Genomic DNA, 17,678 nt, shown 5'->3' with positions numbered 1-17,678 from the left:
ATTCTTTAGTCAGCCACTGCAGCCTATTTTTGTAAAACTATGATAAATCCATCGCCCGAAATACCCGCCAGTCCCGAACAACCTGAATTGATTCCGGAAGCTCCCGTTTACCCGACTTTCCCCGATCTGCCGGAAATCGTCCCTGACCATGACCCTGATCCGGTTCGGTTGCCGGTTGAGATGCCGCCTTTCCCAGATACGGGCGGCTTTCCTGGAATATGATGGCCACAAGCAGCGTCAGATGCAAACGACAGATATTTCCACCTATATTGAGCACTTTTCTTATCTGGGGATCTTCTTATGGTTTCTTGTAATAGAGCAACTTACCCCTATCCCAGAAGAAGTCTCCCTCATTTCATTGGGTTACATCTGCGTCCACAGTCATCTCAGCGTGTTTATTGCCGGTGGTATTTCACTTGCCGGATTACTGCTTACAGACAATGCGTTGTTTTATCTCTCCGTGAAAAGTCGGCGTTATACCGATAAGCTGACCAAAAACTACAATGGAAAACTACTTGCCAGGCTCAGAAGCGAGTTTCACACACATACCACACGCACGTTGATGCTGTGCGCACTGATTCCGAAAGTCCGCTTTCTCAGCCCTATCCTGGCCGCATCTTCCGGTGTGGGCTGGAAGCAATTCTTTGTGGTCGATAGTCTGACAACACTCACTTATGTAGTCGTATACATCGGTAGCGGGGTATTGTTCCATCAGGGCCTTACCCGCCTGCTTTCCCAAATGCAGGTCGTCCAACATCTCGTGTTTATCGTCATCGTCGCCGTCATCTTCGTCTCCGTGATGATAAAGTTCAGGAAATACCGGGTTAAGCCAGGGAATTCCACTCACTGAATAAATCCTGGACAATTTTGACTTTCGGCCCGCTCATGATTCTCCCATCCTCTACTCAATTGCCCGCTGCATACGTGCAGCTCATGCATTGCTGTGTAGCTGTGGGCAGCATTGAACCAAAAACCGCAGGTTACCGCCAAGGGTGTACTTTGGCTTAATCCCGCTGATAAACAGTCCTCAGCCTTGGCCGTAATATCCGGAAAAGCATGCTTCGCCAATGACATTTCTCATTTTCAGATTTGATCCAGGTACTAAACCGTTGCAGCTCCTTCGCCTAGCTTTGTGGCCATGAACCGGAGAAATCCTGGTCAATCAAAATTCTGTTTAGCGGTTCTATGAAAACGATCATCAAACCCTTACACGAGTCTAAAGCCAGATCTTCAAAGGTTCAGCAACTATCACCTATATGGGTGGTCGTTCTTTTGTCCTTCTTCATTCTTGCCGTGGTGGTTCCCGGGGCAGGCGATTTCCTTTTATCCGCGCAGTTTGAAAATGCCGTGAAGCAACTTTATAAGCAACCGGAAAAAGAACAGTTAAAACCGTTCTCCTACCAACAGCTCCGGGGATTGCCGCAACCAGTTCAGGCCTACTTCCGGCACGTTTTAAAAGTTGGCCAATCGCCGGTCAGGTCTGTACGGATGCTTCAGAAAGGACAGTTCAAGACCGACCTCAAAAAAGGATGGATCAATATCCGCGCCGAGCAATATATAACCAGTCAAAACCCTGGGTTCGTCTGGCGGGGCAAGGCGTATATGTTTTCTGCCGTGGACGAATATCTGGCCGATCAGGGGAAATCTGTAATTTATCTTTTTAGTCTCTACCGGCTTGAGAAATCGCAGGGACCCGTGGCCGATGAAGGTGAACTTTTGCGATGGCTGGGCGAAAGTGCCGTTCATCCGACCAATTTACTTTCCAGGACTGACCTGCAGTGGTTCCCCAGGGACAGCATATCGGCAAAGCTGGCTTTCAATTACAATGGCACAGCGGTTGCTTTAAACGTCTTTTTTAACCGCAAACATGAGATTTCCAGGATGGAAACCTATCGCTCACGAAACCACGGCGAAAAGGAAAAGTGGGTGATTAATTTTAGCAATTACCAGCAACGGGACGGAATGTGGGTACCCGGTGATCTCGAGGCAGGATGGCAGCTGGCCGAAGGTTATTTTCCGGATATAAGGCTCACAGCAGATAAAATTGAATACAACAGGCCCGAGCGTTTCTGATTCGTAAGACGTGTTTTGTACCACATATTCTTCGCTGCAGTCAGCCAGAAGCGATTCTACGGTTATCAGTTATGTTAATACGTCTGCCCATAAAGGGCTCTGACCTAATAAGGACGAGAAGGGCTGACCAACATCGGTATACGTGCTTTCAGCAGAATATTATTCTGATCGCCCCCTCAGCATTATCGTTATATTTCATTAAATCATAAAAAGTGACGAAAATCATTCTCTTTCTACACTAGCTGCAGTGTCGCTTTTTTTAATTTTACTATCTTTAATGTAGTATTTATTCGTTCCTCGATACCTTGTAAACGTTGGTTTATTTATAAATCTTCTGGAAGTTTGATTATTGTTACAAGGCATTTTCCGATTCATCACTTAGATCAATTACCTCTCCACACAATTCTCTAACTCATGATGTCATGGATGACAAAAAAATCGAAAAATCATTCAGCACGACTACTGCTGAACAACATAGAACTCCAATCGAAGAGAAGCTGAGCCTGCCTTTCTCTGAGATTACCCGGTTAATAGAATCGAACAAGATCGGCCTTAAAATTCATGAAGATGACCTCGTGGCGTGCCAATCAAAAATTGAGCGGGCTTTTAAAGAATACGAAAAATTGTTTGAACTCTCGCCCATCGGCTATTTAATTCTCAATAGAAACGGTCGGATAGAAAAAGCCAACTCATGCGCGGAAATCTATCTGGGATTACACCAGCAGTCGCTGGTTGGCAGAGATTTTTCAGATTTCCTCACCAGCCAGTCCAACGAGGATATCTACCTGATGCACCCGGAATCGGTGGTTACGGAAGAAAAAAAAATAAGACAACTTGAATGTGAAATCAAACATAGCAACGGAACAACCTTCCCTGTGCTTATCAGCAGCAAGATTGTCGATAACGAGCACGACGAAAGTGAGTATATACTTACGATGCTCACGGATATATCGAAACCCAGGGACCACCAAAATCACATTGAGGCGTCGTTAAACAAAGCCGAGCGATTAAATGAAATGCTATCCAGCTTTATGTCCATCGCGTCCCATGAGTTTCGCACGCCGCTTTCGGCGGTGCTTTCCAGCAATTCACTTGTCGAAAAATATGCTCAGTTAGGTAAAACCGATATGATGCAGAAACACTTAAACAGAATTAAATCTTCTGTGAGAGTGATGGTTGGGATTATTGAAGATTTCCTTTCGCTGGAAAAGCTGGACAGTGGAAATGTTCAAATTACGAACGAAAACTTCAACCTCGTTTCTTTCTGCACGGATGTGATCGCCGAAATCGAGCCCCGGACCAAGCCCGGACAAGTTATCATCTATTCGAATAGCGGGAATTCACAGATAAACTCCGATAAAAAAGTCCTGCAGCACATCCTGTCAAACCTGCTATCAAATGCCTGCAAGTACTCCCTGGAAGAAAGCAAAATACAGCTTACCACCGATGTGAGCAATGACAGGTTACTGATCCAGGTCGCAGATCATGGCATAGGTATCCCGGAACCGCAGCAAGGGAAAATTTTCACAAGGTTCTTCAGGGCCCATAATGCTACCGCCATTCAGGGGACGGGCTTGGGGCTCTACATCTGCAAAAGTTATGTAGAACTTCTGGGAGGGACGATCAACTTCACCAGCCAGGCAAATAAAGGCACCACCTTTACTGTAGAAATACCCCAAAGCAAAGCTTGAAATTCCTTTCCGGCGATCCGACAATCCACCGACCTGGAACTCGCGCTGATCAGGGCGACCCTTATACCGATCTTCTCCGCCCCCTATCTCCAACCCCCTATCCGCCTGAAAAACATCAATTGACAGATTGACTTATATCATTCAATACCGCTGATATCAACCCTAGATTTACTGTCAAAGACGGTACTCACAAAATTTCCGCGGGAATGAGAAAAATTATAGCCGCTGTCGACGGGTTAAAATACTCGGACAGCACAGTCAAATATGCGGTTCAAATGGCCAAAGAAGCCAACGGACACCTGGTCGGTATTTTTAATGAAGACATGGATTACCATAGTTATGGAATTTATGATCTTGCTTACGAAGCACGCACTGCTCCCGAAGATAATCTGGAAAAGCTCGATGAGCTGGATCATATCACCAGAACAGAATCAACCGAACACTTCCAGCGGGCCTGCGGAAAAGCCCATGTGGATTTCAGTATTCATCACGGCAAACATGCCGCTATGCCGCAATTGCTGCATGAAAGTATCTATGCCGATTTGCTGGTGATCGAAAAGCATGAAACATTCTCGAGGTTTGATCAGGATGTACCAACCAGCTTTGTCCAGAACTTGCTCGAAAACACCGAATGCGCCGTTTTGGTAGTTCCCCGCGAATACAGAGACATCGAAAAGATCACTCTCCTTTACGATGGAGGACCATCTTCGGTCCATGCCATCAAAACATTCAGCTACCTGTTCGGCTCCCTTAAAAGAATGCCCGTCGAGGTGATTGCTGTAAAAGGTGACCGGGATGACCTGCACCTGCCCGACAACCGGCTGATGAAGGAATTTATGAAACGCCATTTTCCCGATGCAAACTACAAGGTGTTGAGCGGTGAGCCGGGTGCCGAGATCGTCAAATATCTAAAAAATAAACAGCAGGATGAGCTGGTGGTGCTGGGCGCTTACCAACGGGGCGCAATTTCCCGATGGTTCAAAGTCAGTATGGCCGACACGCTGATGACGCAACTGAAAACACCGCTATTTATCGCCCACAAATAGGCCGGCTTCAAAAAAGAACGAAGACATGTGTGGGCCGCAAACCCATTGATACATCATCCTGCCGACGGATAGCCCCGGTAGATCTGCTTCTGCACGAAGCCGGCCCTACCATCCGGGGCTTCATTTCCCAGCCGGGGCTGGTCAGCTCATATGAGAGGGAAAAACGATCAGGGGAAGTGCCTGTTTGGTAAGAAGCCCGTTGGCAACACTTTGACGGATCATTCTGACCAGCAGGGAATCCTGTTTATGGAGAAGCCCCAGAATGTTGACATGGCTGTCTTTGCATAATGTGATCAGTCTGGCAACAACTTCCTTTCCGCGCACTTCTGTATGCTGCAGAGACGGATAAATCAGATCTTCCAGCAAGCTCAAAAATTCCGTTTTCCGTTGCCTTTCCAAATCTTCCATGTCGCCCAGTACAACCACATGGACAATTTCCAGCTCGAACTGCAGCAATTCTCCCAGACGCGCCAGATAACCGACAGCTTTAATGTCTTCACTGTGATAGTCGGTAGCAAAATACACCTTCTTAATGTCCTTCAATTCGACTCCCGATGGAATTATCAGGATCGGGCGGGTAACATGGGCAATAACAGACTTGGTGTTGTTCCCGAACAGAATATGCTCGAAGCGGCTGTCCTTGCTGCCGCCCATCATGACAAGCTCAATGTCATGCTGCCCGATGATCTGCTTCACATTGTCGACAAGGCTGCCTTCCATACATTCAGTAGAGACTTGTGGTCGCCATTGTTCCCCTGGCAGCATCTGGAGGATAGATTGATCTAACAGTGCCGCCACTTTATTAAGTCCGGTCTCGCTTACCTGCTCCCACCCGGTATCATCCTCGCCGACCCATGGGCCGGCTCCATAAAAAGTGGTTACGGTAATAGTCTTGTAATTATTAAACAGCAAAATGTCAGTATGGAGCTTCTTAGCGAACATCACTGCTGCGTCGGTAAGGTTGGAATCACGCTTGGAGAGATCTGTTAAAACAAGAATTTTTTTCATGATTTTGGCTTTTGAGATGAAAGACGAGGCCAGAAAACACAAAGCCGAAGTGCTCAGGGGGGTATCTAAAAAACACAATGATAACCGGGAAAAAAGTGCCCGGGTGAAAACATCCCCCTTCGGGATACAAGGTTTTGCACTGTAAAAGGAAGCTTTCGCAAACCGTGCTGCGAAAGCTTCAAGATGACAGAACGCAACGGGTTTAAATGAATTCGCCCTTTTCGTTCAGTTTCACTTTCATTCGTTTGTCGCCATTTTCCAGCAGGACCTTAAAGAACTTGTCGGCTTTCTCCTTGTCATCATAGTAACGGACCTGGTAAATATCCTGGGCGATACTCCAGTTTGGGAAGCGATGGATGACCGCGTCCCTTACCGTGGAAGGCAGTTTGGTATTTTTAAATTTCTCGGCGGTACGGATCAGCTTACCGTCTTTGTCGTAAGCCGCAAGGATTTTGCCATCCGGAATGTAAAACGACACATAGTAACCGTCATATTCGTCATTATAAAATTCCGACTTTTTTACATCATAGCTGGCTGCCTTCGACTCCAGCATTTTGACAGGCTGGGCCATTTCCTTGTTATCTGCGGCATTCAGGTATTTATATTTGGACGCAACAATCTTAACTTCCGGTAAGATGATCTGCGCCGATGACCGGAGGCCGGCACCGGCTAACAGCGTTGCCAGTATAAGAACTAATTTCAACCGTTTCATGATCAATATTGAAAAGTGAATTAAAAATGTTAACGACGAATTAAAATGCAAATTCCGGTTCTTCGATGACCAGCTTGTTCTCGACCTGGTACACACCAGGCGCTGCCCAGGCTACATCCTCCGCATCTTCGCTTTCTGCAAGGGAACGTACCTTACCGGTCAAAATCACCTTGTTGCCGATTGTGCTCACGTTCACCTTACCGGCATCCACGGCGGCGTTCCTTTGAAAGGCGGTCTTGATCTTCAGCTCCAGTTCCTGGGGCTGCAATTTCGGTTTGATGGTGATCTGATTATTCACCGAACGCACGCCGGTCAGGTTCTGGACCGCTTTCCGGGCATTGACTTTTTGGTATTCCCATTCCAGCTCGCCTTCCAGGGTGACAATACCATCATCTACTTTAATCTTAACTTTTTCTTCAGGGACTACCGAATGCCATTTGAGCGCATTAAATACCGCCTCGGCAATCTCCGTATCCGTTTTCCGGTAGAAAGGCGATACGCCGATCTGGATATCCTCGGCGATCGCTTTCACGCCGATGACCCTTTTTGCTGCCCGTTCGGCGTCCAGTTTTTTCGAATAGGAATCTACGATCCCGGAAAGGGTAACTATCCCGTTTTTAACGGCTACACCAATCTCGGATGAATTTAGAAATGGCTGCCATTTCAGTTCGTCCATCACGTCTTTTTGAAGTTGACTATCTGTCTTCATCATTTTATTGATTAGTTGAACATTAAAATTACTGTCCCAAATTTCATATAATTAATTGATAATGAACATGATAACAGTCATCAACTAGCATGATCCTGATCGCCGCGGGATTATCGATAAGAAACAGATTGCCGACGTCCGGGCCTGCCTGGCATGACCAAAGTCACTTTTCACATGAGGACGTGATTGGTAAAAGTGATTTGCCCGGCTTGCGACCAGGCTGGCCTCGGAGCCTTTAACCCTGATTGATTTGCTTGCATTTGCGCAAGTGCAGAGCAAGCCCATACATAGAGAGCAAAAGAAGCTGATCAGTCAGTATTGGCGAGTTGAAAACCAGTTCGTGGCTGCTTCATTTAAGATTCACGATGCCGGCGCGGTATAACGTTCCCGGATAGCTTCAAAAATGGCCCGCCTGGACCTTTGTGCGCCGAGGCCCTGCTGTTCGATGTGCTCCGCCGCCAGGGCCAGTTTGTCATCCTTTACCGCATATCGGAACCATTTGGAATAATCGTGACGCTGGAGATGAAAGAGCCAGGTTTCATCGTCAACACCGCTGGCGATTTGGATGAACAACATCAGGTTATTCGCTTTCAGGTTCAAACGGTGAGAAGGGCCGGTGAAAAAGAAACTGCTGTCGTGCATATCACCTGCTGCGTATTTTCGCTTGTGTCGCATCAAGATTTGGACAGGCACATTACCGCGGGCCAGCCTTGCAATGGGGTCGCCGCGTTTCCAGACCAGCAGGTTGCCCTTCTCGAAAGTCATCTCCGCTGGCAGCCCTATTTGCACTTCAGTCAATACAGCAAAGGCCCGCATCGCTTCGTCCGATTTATCGCCCATGAGCAAAGCGGTATTGAAGCGCCCTAAAAGATCGGGGCACAGCAGCTGGGGCTGGGTAGTAACGGCAAAAAAATTGTTGAAATCATCTGGTAAATGATAGTAACTGGCCGCATACGTCGCCGGTAACAGGTGGTGCGCCTCATCCAGGATCACAAAGTGGGGATGCCCTGTCCTATCCCGCAGGGAAATGATCGCCGCCAGCAATTTCCGAAAAAAATCCGGCCGCTCGTCCAGCAGCACAGCCAGGGTACATACCGCTACATTCTCCTCGGGCTTCGATAGTAGGTCAATGACCTGATCGATGACAGGCGGCAGGCTGCTGGTACCGACGTTGACCACCCCCGGAAAGTCCTGATAATCGCCTTCAGGGTCTACCAGGCAAAACTGATATTGTTTAGCGATGAGTTTTTCCATAAAAGAGGCCGTCAGGGTTGTCTTGCCAAAACCAGAAGGCCCGGAAAGCAGCACCTTGCTGCCGTAGGGGCTGATCGTCAGCGGCGTGCCGTTCATTTCCTGCCCGATCTCCAGGTAGTGTCTGGACAACTGCGGGTCAAGGCCGGCCAGGTCATCGGAGATCAGCCTGTCGATCAGTTCAGTTACGCCTTCTCCAGCAGGAAGGGCGGTCGTCCAGTCAGCAACGGCCTTTACTGCAGGCAGGGCGCTGCTTACCGCAACCGCGCATTCGACCGCCTGCAGCATCGCATTGTCGTTCTCAGCATCGCCTATGGCGACCGTGTTGTGAAGGCAGCTTCCCAGCTCCACGAGAGCCTGGCGCAGACCGGTGGACTTGTTAACCCCAGGCGGCAATACCATCACCGCGCCCTTGTTAAAAATGACCTGGTGCTCTACGCCCGTCTCTTTAATCGCTTCAAGCACCGGAATATGGTAGGGTTCCCAGGTTGCAACGATCACGTGCCCTAACGAAAAGGGGATATTTTTGAGGCGAAGGCATTCCAGAAACCCCTGGGGTGGCCTTTCTGCCCGCAGCTTCAGCTCCGACGACGCAGGACGATAAATAAGCGCACCGTTTTCAGCTACAATCCGATCAAAAACATGGTATTCGGGGAAAACCGCCTGGAGCTCTTCCAATCGCCGACCTGTCACCAGCACCAGTTTCCGGCCGGTCGCCTTCAGTCGGCACAGTGCGTGGATACTCAGTGGCGTCACATGATCATCACTGGCCAGCGTGCCGTCATAATCGGTCGTAAAAATGTGATAGCGCATGAGCCTCTGCTTAAAGGGCGTTCATAATCCGCGGTTTGGCAGCAAGAAGAAAATCAAGAGCAGTAAAAGCGCCAGAACGATGGTGGTCAGGGTTGCCAGCGAGCTATGCTTGTTTGTCCATTTGAATTTCTGCTTTCCCCGCCGGTTGGGATGTGTCTGTTTCATGGTAGCATCAAGTTAGTGTGAAGCTAATTTCCCGGATGCGATTGTGTGGTCAATCCTCTTCTGCCCGCTCGTCCACATAGACCACATTATCCTTAGTGCGTGCATGCGCCTTAGGCTGTTCGTCGCCGTAGCCAAAGACCGCCGCGAGCAATACCTTTTCGGGATAAGGGATCCTGAGCTTATAGTAAATGGGCGTATGTTCCACCGCTTTACCGACCCCTAAAGGACAGCTATCCAGGCCGAGTGCTTTGGCGGCCAGCATCATGTTTTGAGCGCACATACTCACATCATAGCAGGCCCAGGGTTCATCCTCCGGTGCCGTGATGAAGACAAGCACGGGTGCTCCGTAAAAGATGTCAGGCCCGTTGAACAGATTGCCATGATACATGCTGTACAAGGCCCCCAAAGCCAGTTTTGCAACACCCGACGGTCCTTCATGCACCATTTCTTTGGTCAGCGTCCTAACAATTGCCTTAGAAAACTCGTCAATCGATGCGTGCTCGGTGAGCACATAGAACTTCCAGGGTTGTTTCATCATAGCGGTTGGGGCCATCCGCCCCGCATCAAGGATCTGCTCGATCAGTTCCCGGCCTACGGGCCGGTTTTGGTAACGCCGCACCGACCTGCGTGCGTAAATATTTTGGATCGCCAATGGCATATCCTCGGCCACTAATTCTGGTGCTGTTTTCATCTGCCACATGTATTTGGGTTTACCAATCATTTGTACGGCTCCGTTTTTTGAAAAACAGGGCCAGCAACAACATCGACCCCGGCGCCGTAAGTAGCCAGGGTGCGCCGATCATTAACAACCTGACCGAGAAATGCGGATAGAAGTAGGCGATCGAGATCAGCGGCACTACCAATCCGTTGGCCAGCAGGAAACGTCGGAGCCAAACCGCTCCCGTTTCCCCTTTCAGGGCAAAAGTGGCCATATAAGTGGCTATTCCCATACAGATGTAACCCAGGGCATCCACAGTCCAAAAAAACGAATGCGGCCTGACCGTCAACAATGTATCCTGCGGATCGTGCAGCGAGGCAGGTATTACCGTCGCTATCTGGACACCGTACATCAGCACGACGTAACCAACGTAGAGCCCGGTAAACAGCAGCGCTGCGTGGCTCCAGAACCGCCGTTCGGCCGGGACTGTATAATGCAAGGCCAGTATCGCAAGCAAAAATGCAGGGGCGATGGCAAGTGAAAAGCCGTAGATCAGGCGCGCGTCCAGAGGATATGACAATGCGCCCACTACCTGCAGGATCTGGACAACCCCGTAGCCCACCGTCGCCACGAAGGCCGCCAGCGCACTATACTTTCCCCATAAAAATATTTGCTGTTTCATTCTGTAAAATTACCATATCACGAAGCCTGGGCTATGATCGCGGTCACCATGGCGGATGATCTCCCGCAGGCTAACCGGAACTACAAAAAAACATCCAGATCCAGCAGATCTCCGGTCAGTTTGGGGTGCTATTGCTTGTCGATCTATCGCCGGAATCACTTCATAAGCCTCATCCGGGGACACTCTCAAACCTGCCATGAGAGCTCATGGTAGGCTGTCAGCTAACCAATGGATCATGAGACCCATTTGAATCCCCCGACTCCAAAAGCCGACCTGATTAATGTCATCGTCAGATATGCTGACAATCATTCAGCTGCCTCAGGGCATATTTTAGCTTTGGCTGATTCAAACAACAAATTATATGGAAGTTTTCATGTCAGATACTAAAACACCCATCAGGTATTGGTGGACTTTTCTTTTGCTGGGGCTAGGTTTAATGATACTTGGCACTTTCACGTATGCGAAGCCCTTCCTCAGCTATGCAGTGCTAAGCATTTATTTTGCAGTTGCGATGGCATTTAACGGTTTTATTGAAATTGCATTCGCTTTGAGCAACCGCAACGCGCTCATTAATTGGGTCTGGTATTTACTGAGCGGGACCGTGGACCTGATCATTGGCGGTATCCTAATTGCCAACCCTGCCCTTGCTGCTGTATCGCTTCCGCTGTTCGTCGGATTCTGGCTGCTATTCCGGAATATTATCCTCCTAGGCCGCTCTTTTGAGCTGAAACAATTAGGAATAACGGAATGGACATGGTCGCTGATATCTGCTATTGCCGGTATCGTCCTTTCAACTATCATCATATACAATCCGTTTTTTGGGGCAGGGGCCATCGTCATTGGGACTGCCCTGAGCATGGAAGTAATTGGGATCATCTACATTATCCTCGGCTTTATGCTGAAGCGTGCGGCCTCCTGGCAAAATAGGCATTCGGCAGAGAAAACCCATATGCGCTCACACATCTGAGAGGGAAAGGCAACCGATGTGTTTTGACTGCCTTGCACCTGCGCTGCTGTAAATCCAAACCATAACACATAAACCACATGAAATCATGAAAGTCGGAAAAACCATTTTCACAATCATTATCGCGGCCACCGCAGGCTTGTTTGCAGGCTTTTTGCTGGCACCTGAGAAGGGCAGCAGAGCAAGGAGAAGAATTCTTGAAAAGGGAGAGGACTCCTTTGAAGATGCGAAAGAGAGCCTCATTCAGTCCCTGCGTGAACTGAAAAAAAGGCCCGGATCCACCTCATGCACGGAGTAACAAACCGGGAATAACCAGCGCCGACTTCCTGTAAATATCAGTTGAAAGGTTGACGGTAGTCAGTTTTTCCGGCTCCGGCGGGAACTAGCTTTGATTCATAAATAAAACAAAAATCAAAGAACTGAATCATGAAAAAGCTCCAATTACTGGTAATCGCCTTGTTTTTTGTAATGGCCCATGTTACTACATCTTTCGGGCAGAATTACAAACAGCCAGTCCCTTCAATCGATGCGAAAGGAAAAATCACCGATAAGGATGGAAAACACATCGGCTGGGTCACACAAGACGGCCTGATCAAAAATGCGGCCGGGACTAAGATCGCGCACATGGACGCAAATGGGGATGTAATTGATGCCAAAACGGGGAAAAGCATTGGCAAAGCAGAAAAGAATGGCAACTATGTCTACCATTTTCCAGCCAGCTCCACCGACAAACTGACCGTATCTGCCCCTATGAACGGAACCTGCGAAGTGAAGGACCAACATGGGAAGACAGTCCTTCTGGTACATGAAAACTACAAGCAGTATGGTGCATGCGCGTTGCACTGCCTTGAGATGGATAAGGAGCACAAGGGTATGAAAATGAAAAAGTAAAAGGGCGACAATGGTCAGAAATTAGAAAACATTTTCTAATTTCTGACCTTCCGCAATGCTCGTCTGGATTAAACAAATAGCTTTGACTTCCTAAAAAGCGGCGTCTTCATGCACGAAATTTCATTGGTGAGAAACATTTTCCGGACTTTGGAAGAAGCGTTCCCAGATGATTTTGAACAGATCACGGATATCTACCTTACAGTAGGGCTTTTATCCAATGTACAACCTATTGCCATGGAAAATGCATTTCAGGCAGTTTTGGAAGACGAGCCGCGTTACAGGAAAACCAAGCTGAAAGTAGAGGTATTGCCCATATTGATCCACTGCCGTGTTTGTGACAAAAATACGGCAGTGGATCAATACCGGTTCGTTTGTAAGCATTGCGGACAGCCGAGCAAGGAGGTGATTCAGGGAGAGGAATTACTGATCAAAAAAGTGGAGTTTGAAGACTAAGGATATATGGAAGCAATAAAACCCAAGTCGAACCGTGCCGCCGTGGGTTCGGTGCAATGCGACAATACCACTTTCAATTTGCTGAAAGTAAATGATTTTGTCGCAAAGGCTATCCGCGACCGGCTGCCGGAAATATTAGTAGTGAACCTGTGCTCCTCTCCCGGCAGCGGCAAGACGACGCTTTTGCAGGAAACCGGCAAACGCCTGAAAGGAAAAATCAATATGGCAGTGCTGGTTGGCGATCCTGAAACCGAGCGCGACGCCGTACGGATGCGCGATGTAGGCATTCAGGCTTTGCAAATCGTAACAGGCGGGATGTGCCATATTGAGGCACAAATGATTTACCAGGCTTTGGACCATTTCGACCTGAATGGCGTGGACTTGCTCATGATTGAAAATGTCGGCAATCTGGTTTGTCCTGCCGCTTTTGATTTGGGCGAAGACTTCAGAGTAACCGTCATTTCCACAACCGAGGGTGACGATAAGCCTAAAAAATATCCCCGCATGTTTCTGAGCAGTGAGCTGATGCTGGTATCTAAGTCCGACCTGCTTCCCTATGTCCCATTTTCGGTGGATGCGGTAACGCTCGATGCGCGCGACATCAATGCCGACATTGAAGTGATCACGGTTTCGAGCCTCAACGGGGAAGGACTTGACCAATGGTGCAACTGGCTGATCGAACGTGTTTACGCCAAGAAAAATAAACTCGAGCAAGTATGAAAGAGTCGGCTTTCGCAGAATCGGAACAAACATTCGCCCATTCGGACGAATCCGAAATATGCTGGCCTGTATCTCTAAAAGGCACAAAAGGTGATAGCGGACCGACATTTGAAATGAAGCTGAAAGGCTTGGTGCAGGGGATCGGCTTCCGCCCTTATGTATTTCAGTTGGCCCAAAAATGGCACTTGAACGGCACAGTAAGCAACGGTCCTTCCGGTGTCACTATTCAGTTTTCAGCTGATGAGCAGATTGCCAATGATTTTCTGAAGGAAATAATTTCCAATCCGCCCTCACTATCAAGGATAACCGGTTATGAATTCAGGAAGATTGCTTCCAGGGATTTCAGTGGCTTCGCAATTATCGAAAGCGAAACTGCAGCATTGGGCGCTTCCGCGCTTTTAACGCCCGATCTGGCATTGTGCTCCAACTGCCGCCGTGAGCTTCACGATCCGGCCAACCGTCGCTTCCGATACGCGTTTATTACCTGCACGCATTGCGGCCCGAGGTATTCCATCGTCAGGAAACTGCCCTACGACCGGGTGAATTCTTCGATGCTGGACTTTACCATGTGCCAGGAATGTAGCAGAGAATTTAAAGATCCGGAGAACATCAGGTTCCATTCGCAAACCAATTCCTGCCCATCCTGCGGGCCGCAATTGCTCTGGTATGAATCAAAACAATCCAAATTTGAAAAGACGCGCGCTGAAAATCAGCAGGAAATATTATCGGCTGTCGGATACGCCCTGACAAACGAAAAAATAGTGGCAGTTAAAGGAATTGGGGGGTATCTGCTGCTTTGCGATGCCACCAGTGAGGTAGCTGTAAAAACGCTAAGGGAACGAAAAGACCGCCCCTCCAAGCCATTTGCGGTTTTGTACCAGAACATCGAAACAGTGCGTCTTGATGCCTTTGTTACGGACCGCGAATCCGAACAATTGCAAAGCCCGGCATCGCCCGTGGTCCTGGTGCAAAGAAAAAAGAAAGCCCGTTTTCCTATCGCCAGATATGTTGCCCCAGGGCTGGACCATCTGGGTGTCATGCTCCCATACGCACCCCTTCTGGAGATCATTGCGAGCGATTTTCAAAAACCAATTGTCGCAACCAGCGGCAACATCACGGGCAGCCCCATTATTTACGAGGATCAAAACGCAATGCGCGGCCTGGCCGGCGTAGCAGATTTTCTCCTCACCAACAACCGCGAAATCACGACCCCTCAGGACGATTCGGTTATCCGTTTTTCGGCTTTACATCAAAAAAAGATGATCCTCAGAAGAAGCAGGGGAATGGACCTTGATCTATCCAAAAACAACGGTTTCGCGGCCAATCAAAAAATAGCATTCGGAGCATCCGCCAAAAGCACCTTTTGTATTCAGGATACCAATGCAATACATGTCAGCCAATATCACGGCGACCTGGAAAGTTATGATGCCCAGAAAAATTTCAGGCATTCGCTGGACCACCTGAACAGTATTTTCGGGATATCGCTCTCAGCGCATCGAAATGTGCCGGCCCTCCTCTCCGACCTGCATCCGGGCTATTTTTCCACACAGCTGGCAGAGAAATACGCCGCCAGGTTTCAAGTCAATTTAAAAAAGATCCAGCATCATCAGGCCCATTTTGCGGCTGTTCTGAAAGAAAACAACCTCGATCGTGATTCAGAAAATATTTTGGGTGTCATCTGGGATGGCACCGGGTATGGAACGGATGGCATGATATGGGGTGGCGAGTTTTTTTATAAGGACCGGCGTCTTCACTTTCCTTATTTCCACGCTTTGCTAGGGGATAAAATGGCAAAAGAACCCCGATTATCAGCGATGGCAGTCGTTTCGGCTTTTTCAAAAAAGCCGTTGCCGGGGTTTCTGGAGGATAAATTCACCAAAACCGAGTATACCTACCTGCAAAAAGCCATCGTAAGCAACAGGCTCAAAACGAGCAGCATCGGCAGGCTCTTTGACGCCGTGGCATGCCTGGCGGGATTGATCGATCAGACAAGCTACGAAGGTGAAGCGGCATTATTGCTTGAACAGCACGCAAAGCGCTATTTTGATACTTATGGATACGGCTTTTTAGAAAGCTATTTTGACGAATCGGAGTTTTTGATCGATGAGCTGGTCGCTGATATTCAGTCGCAGAAGCAGGCCGCCTGGATAGCAGCCAAATTTCATTATTCACTCGTAAAATTTGCCGAACATATCGCGGAGCAATCGGGTGCAACGAAACTGGCATTCAGCGGCGGCGTTTTTCAAAATGCCGTGCTGGCAGACCTTTTCATTGAGCACCTGTCGGGCAAATTTGAGCTTTACTTCCATCATCAGCTGTCTCCCAATGATGAATGTATCTCATTCGGGCAAATGGCCATGTGAAACAGGATGAATTTATAAAATAATAAGGGTGTACGTTTTCGGAAAAATTTCCATCACAATCAAATCAGCCAGCGATGTGTCTAGCGGTTCCCGGTAAAATAAAATCCATTGAATACCAGCACGAGGGGCTGATTAAAATGGCAAAAGTAGTGTTTGGCGGAATTACCAAAGAGGCTAGCCTCGATATGGTGCCTCTCGCCAAAGTGGGTGATTACGTACTGGTGCATGTCGGCGTGGCTATCAGTATCGTGGATGAGCTGGAAGCCGAAAAAACGTTCTCATACCTCAAAGAAATCGGCGAACTGGACGAACTGATCGAAACCAGCCAGCTTGACCGCCCTAACCCGTTATAGCGATGAAATTCCTTACCGAATACCGGAACCCGGAAATGGTGGACCTGTACCTGGACGAGCTGCGAAAAACGGTGACCAGGCCCTGGACAATCATGGAAGTGTGCGGCGGGCAAACGCACAGCCTGGTAAAAAACGGGATACTGAACCTGCTGCCTGAGGAAATCCGGATGGTACACGGGCCCGGATGCCCGGTTTGTGTTACGCCACTTCAGCTAATTGACAAAGCCGTTTTTCTGGCTGAAAAAAAAGGCGTCATCCTTTGCTCTTTTGGCGATATGATCCGTGTTCCCGGTTCGGCACGCAGTCTGCTCGAAGCCAAAGCCGCCGGTGCGGACGTCAGGATCATGTATTCGCCTCTGGAGGCCGTTAAGCTGGCACACGACAACCCCGACCGGGAGGTCGTATTTTTTGCTGTCGGTTTCGAAACTACGGCGCCCGCTAATGCGCTGTCAGTGATTCATGCGAAATTGCTGGGGTTACAAAACTATTCCATCCTGGCTTCCCATGTGCTGGTACCGCCCGCTATGGAAGCGATCATGGGCGACGAAGTCACCCATATTCAGGCGTTTTTGGCGGCAGGGCATGTCTGTACGATCATGGGCCTGGGACAATACTACGACCTGGTCGATCAATTCGACGTGCCGATTGTCGTAACCGGGTTTGAACCTGTGGACCTTTTGCAGGGAATTTTGATGACGGTGCGGCAGCTGGAAGCCGGTAAAGCCAACCTCGAAAATCAATATGCAAGGGTGGTGAAAGCGGAAGGCAATCCGGAGGCCCTGAAAATCATAGAACAGGTTTTTGAAGTAGCCGACCGCGAATGGCGCGGACTGGGTATCATTCCACTAAGCGGCTGGGAAGTCAAAGAAGAGCTATCACTTTTTGATGCCTCCAAAAGGTTTACGATCGACATTGCCAGAGCCCCAGAATGCCCCGACTGCATTGCCGGACAGATCCTGAAAGGGATAAAAAAGCCTGGTCAATGTAATCAGTTCGGTACAAGATGCACGCCCGAACATCCCTTAGGTGCCCCGATGGTCTCCTCTGAGGGCGCCTGCGCCGCCTACTACCATTTTGCAAACGTGAGTTAACCGGCAATCGAACAAGGTGCCAAGTTTCATCATAA

21 protein-coding genes are annotated in these 17,678 nt (G+C 48.7%); 14 read left to right on the top strand and 7 right to left on the bottom strand.

From position 1 onward, the window contains the following. Positions 1 to 39 precede the first annotated feature (39 nt). The 5 genes from AC1XUF_RS21985 (at position 40) to AC1XUF_RS21965 (ending at position 4,810) form a co-directional block, all read left to right on the top strand. Positions 40 to 222, top strand: coding sequence for a hypothetical protein (locus tag AC1XUF_RS21985; RefSeq protein WP_483343985.1), 183 nt, complete (start codon positions 40 to 42; stop codon positions 220 to 222). Between the two features lie 19 nt (positions 223 to 241). Continuing rightward, complete coding sequence (locus AC1XUF_RS21980; RefSeq protein WP_483343984.1) at positions 242 to 850, top strand: DedA family protein; 609 nt, start codon at positions 242 to 244, stop codon at positions 848 to 850. A 335-nt stretch (positions 851 to 1,185) separates the two neighbouring features. After that, positions 1,186 to 2,073: a DUF6544 family protein gene (locus tag AC1XUF_RS21975; protein WP_483343983.1), complete on the top strand. Its 888-nt coding sequence runs from the start codon at positions 1,186 to 1,188 to the stop codon at positions 2,071 to 2,073. Positions 2,074 to 2,495: 422 nt separating this feature from the next. Then, the gene (locus tag AC1XUF_RS21970) at positions 2,496 to 3,764 is read left to right on the top strand and encodes a PAS domain-containing sensor histidine kinase (RefSeq protein WP_483343982.1); all 1,269 of its coding nucleotides are present in this window, start codon (positions 2,496 to 2,498) and stop codon (positions 3,762 to 3,764) included. 206 nt (positions 3,765 to 3,970) lie between these two features. Then, positions 3,971 to 4,810 (top strand): universal stress protein, encoded by an 840-nt coding sequence (locus AC1XUF_RS21965; protein WP_483343981.1) that lies wholly within the window; start codon positions 3,971 to 3,973, stop codon positions 4,808 to 4,810. Positions 4,811 to 4,951: 141 nt separating this feature from the next. Here the strand turns inward: AC1XUF_RS21965 and AC1XUF_RS21960 are convergent, their stop codons facing one another. After that, positions 4,952 to 5,818: a universal stress protein gene (locus AC1XUF_RS21960; RefSeq protein WP_483343980.1), complete on the bottom strand. Its 867-nt coding sequence runs from the start codon at positions 5,816 to 5,818 to the stop codon at positions 4,952 to 4,954. Between AC1XUF_RS21960 and AC1XUF_RS21955 the strand changes: the two genes are divergently transcribed. Beyond that, positions 5,817 to 5,963 (top strand): hypothetical protein, encoded by a 147-nt coding sequence (locus AC1XUF_RS21955; RefSeq protein ID WP_483343979.1) that lies wholly within the window; start codon positions 5,817 to 5,819, stop codon positions 5,961 to 5,963. The two genes, AC1XUF_RS21960 and AC1XUF_RS21955, sit on opposite strands and share 2 nt — an antisense overlap. A gap of 57 nt (positions 5,964 to 6,020) precedes the next feature. Here the strand turns inward: AC1XUF_RS21955 and AC1XUF_RS21950 are convergent, their stop codons facing one another. From AC1XUF_RS21950 to AC1XUF_RS21925, 6 genes are all read right to left on the bottom strand, one after another. Further along, positions 6,021 to 6,530 (bottom strand): nicotinate-nucleotide adenylyltransferase, encoded by a 510-nt coding sequence (locus tag AC1XUF_RS21950; protein ID WP_483343978.1) that lies wholly within the window; start codon positions 6,528 to 6,530, stop codon positions 6,021 to 6,023. Between the two features lie 40 nt (positions 6,531 to 6,570). Then, positions 6,571 to 7,242, bottom strand: coding sequence for a BON domain-containing protein (locus AC1XUF_RS21945; protein ID WP_483343977.1), 672 nt, complete (start codon positions 7,240 to 7,242; stop codon positions 6,571 to 6,573). A gap of 357 nt (positions 7,243 to 7,599) precedes the next feature. Further along, entirely contained in the window at positions 7,600 to 9,303 is a 1,704-nt protein-coding gene (locus AC1XUF_RS21940) for an HAD-IIB family hydrolase (protein ID WP_483343976.1), read from the bottom strand. 21 nt (positions 9,304 to 9,324) lie between these two features. Next, complete coding sequence (locus AC1XUF_RS21935) at positions 9,325 to 9,468, bottom strand: hypothetical protein (RefSeq protein WP_483343975.1); 144 nt, start codon at positions 9,466 to 9,468, stop codon at positions 9,325 to 9,327. Between the two features lie 49 nt (positions 9,469 to 9,517). Beyond that, complete coding sequence (locus tag AC1XUF_RS21930) at positions 9,518 to 10,159, bottom strand: nitroreductase (RefSeq protein ID WP_483343974.1); 642 nt, start codon at positions 10,157 to 10,159, stop codon at positions 9,518 to 9,520. A 19-nt stretch (positions 10,160 to 10,178) separates the two neighbouring features. After that, positions 10,179 to 10,808, bottom strand: a complete 630-nt coding sequence (locus tag AC1XUF_RS21925) for a hypothetical protein (protein WP_483343973.1) — start codon at positions 10,806 to 10,808, stop codon at positions 10,179 to 10,181. A gap of 361 nt (positions 10,809 to 11,169) precedes the next feature. On the opposite strand from AC1XUF_RS21925, the gene AC1XUF_RS21920 reads away from it, so the two are divergent. The 8 genes from AC1XUF_RS21920 to hypD all read left to right on the top strand — a co-directional run bounded on the left by AC1XUF_RS21920 (position 11,170) and on the right by hypD (position 17,643). After that, complete coding sequence (locus AC1XUF_RS21920; protein ID WP_483343972.1) at positions 11,170 to 11,775, top strand: HdeD family acid-resistance protein; 606 nt, start codon at positions 11,170 to 11,172, stop codon at positions 11,773 to 11,775. Between the two features lie 85 nt (positions 11,776 to 11,860). Next, a complete protein-coding gene (locus AC1XUF_RS21915) occupies positions 11,861 to 12,070 on the top strand; it encodes a YtxH domain-containing protein (protein ID WP_483343971.1) in 210 nt (69 codons plus the stop codon). Positions 12,071 to 12,198: 128 nt separating this feature from the next. Beyond that, a complete protein-coding gene (locus tag AC1XUF_RS21910; protein ID WP_483343970.1) occupies positions 12,199 to 12,663 on the top strand; it encodes a DUF3659 domain-containing protein in 465 nt (154 codons plus the stop codon). A 108-nt stretch (positions 12,664 to 12,771) separates the two neighbouring features. Then, a complete protein-coding gene (locus AC1XUF_RS21905; RefSeq protein WP_483343969.1) occupies positions 12,772 to 13,116 on the top strand; it encodes a hydrogenase maturation nickel metallochaperone HypA/HybF in 345 nt (114 codons plus the stop codon). Positions 13,117 to 13,122: 6 nt separating this feature from the next. Continuing rightward, the gene (hypB, locus tag AC1XUF_RS21900; protein ID WP_483343968.1) at positions 13,123 to 13,836 is read left to right on the top strand and encodes a hydrogenase nickel incorporation protein HypB; all 714 of its coding nucleotides are present in this window, start codon (positions 13,123 to 13,125) and stop codon (positions 13,834 to 13,836) included. Then, positions 13,833 to 16,199: a carbamoyltransferase HypF gene (gene hypF, locus AC1XUF_RS21895; protein ID WP_483343967.1), complete on the top strand. Its 2,367-nt coding sequence runs from the start codon at positions 13,833 to 13,835 to the stop codon at positions 16,197 to 16,199. The genes hypB and hypF overlap by 4 nt, the downstream gene beginning before the upstream one ends. Before the next feature lie 74 nt (positions 16,200 to 16,273). Then, a complete protein-coding gene (locus AC1XUF_RS21890; protein ID WP_483343966.1) occupies positions 16,274 to 16,552 on the top strand; it encodes a HypC/HybG/HupF family hydrogenase formation chaperone in 279 nt (92 codons plus the stop codon). Between the two features lie 2 nt (positions 16,553 to 16,554). Then, positions 16,555 to 17,643, top strand: coding sequence for a hydrogenase formation protein HypD (hypD, locus tag AC1XUF_RS21885; RefSeq protein WP_483343965.1), 1,089 nt, complete (start codon positions 16,555 to 16,557; stop codon positions 17,641 to 17,643). Positions 17,644 to 17,678: the final 35 nt, after the last annotated feature.

The sequence above is a fragment of the Dyadobacter sp. HNCC25DJ185 genome (assembly GCF_056895195.1).
Note: the sequence above shows the minus strand (reverse complement) of the source record. Positions and strands in the feature narration are given on the sequence as shown.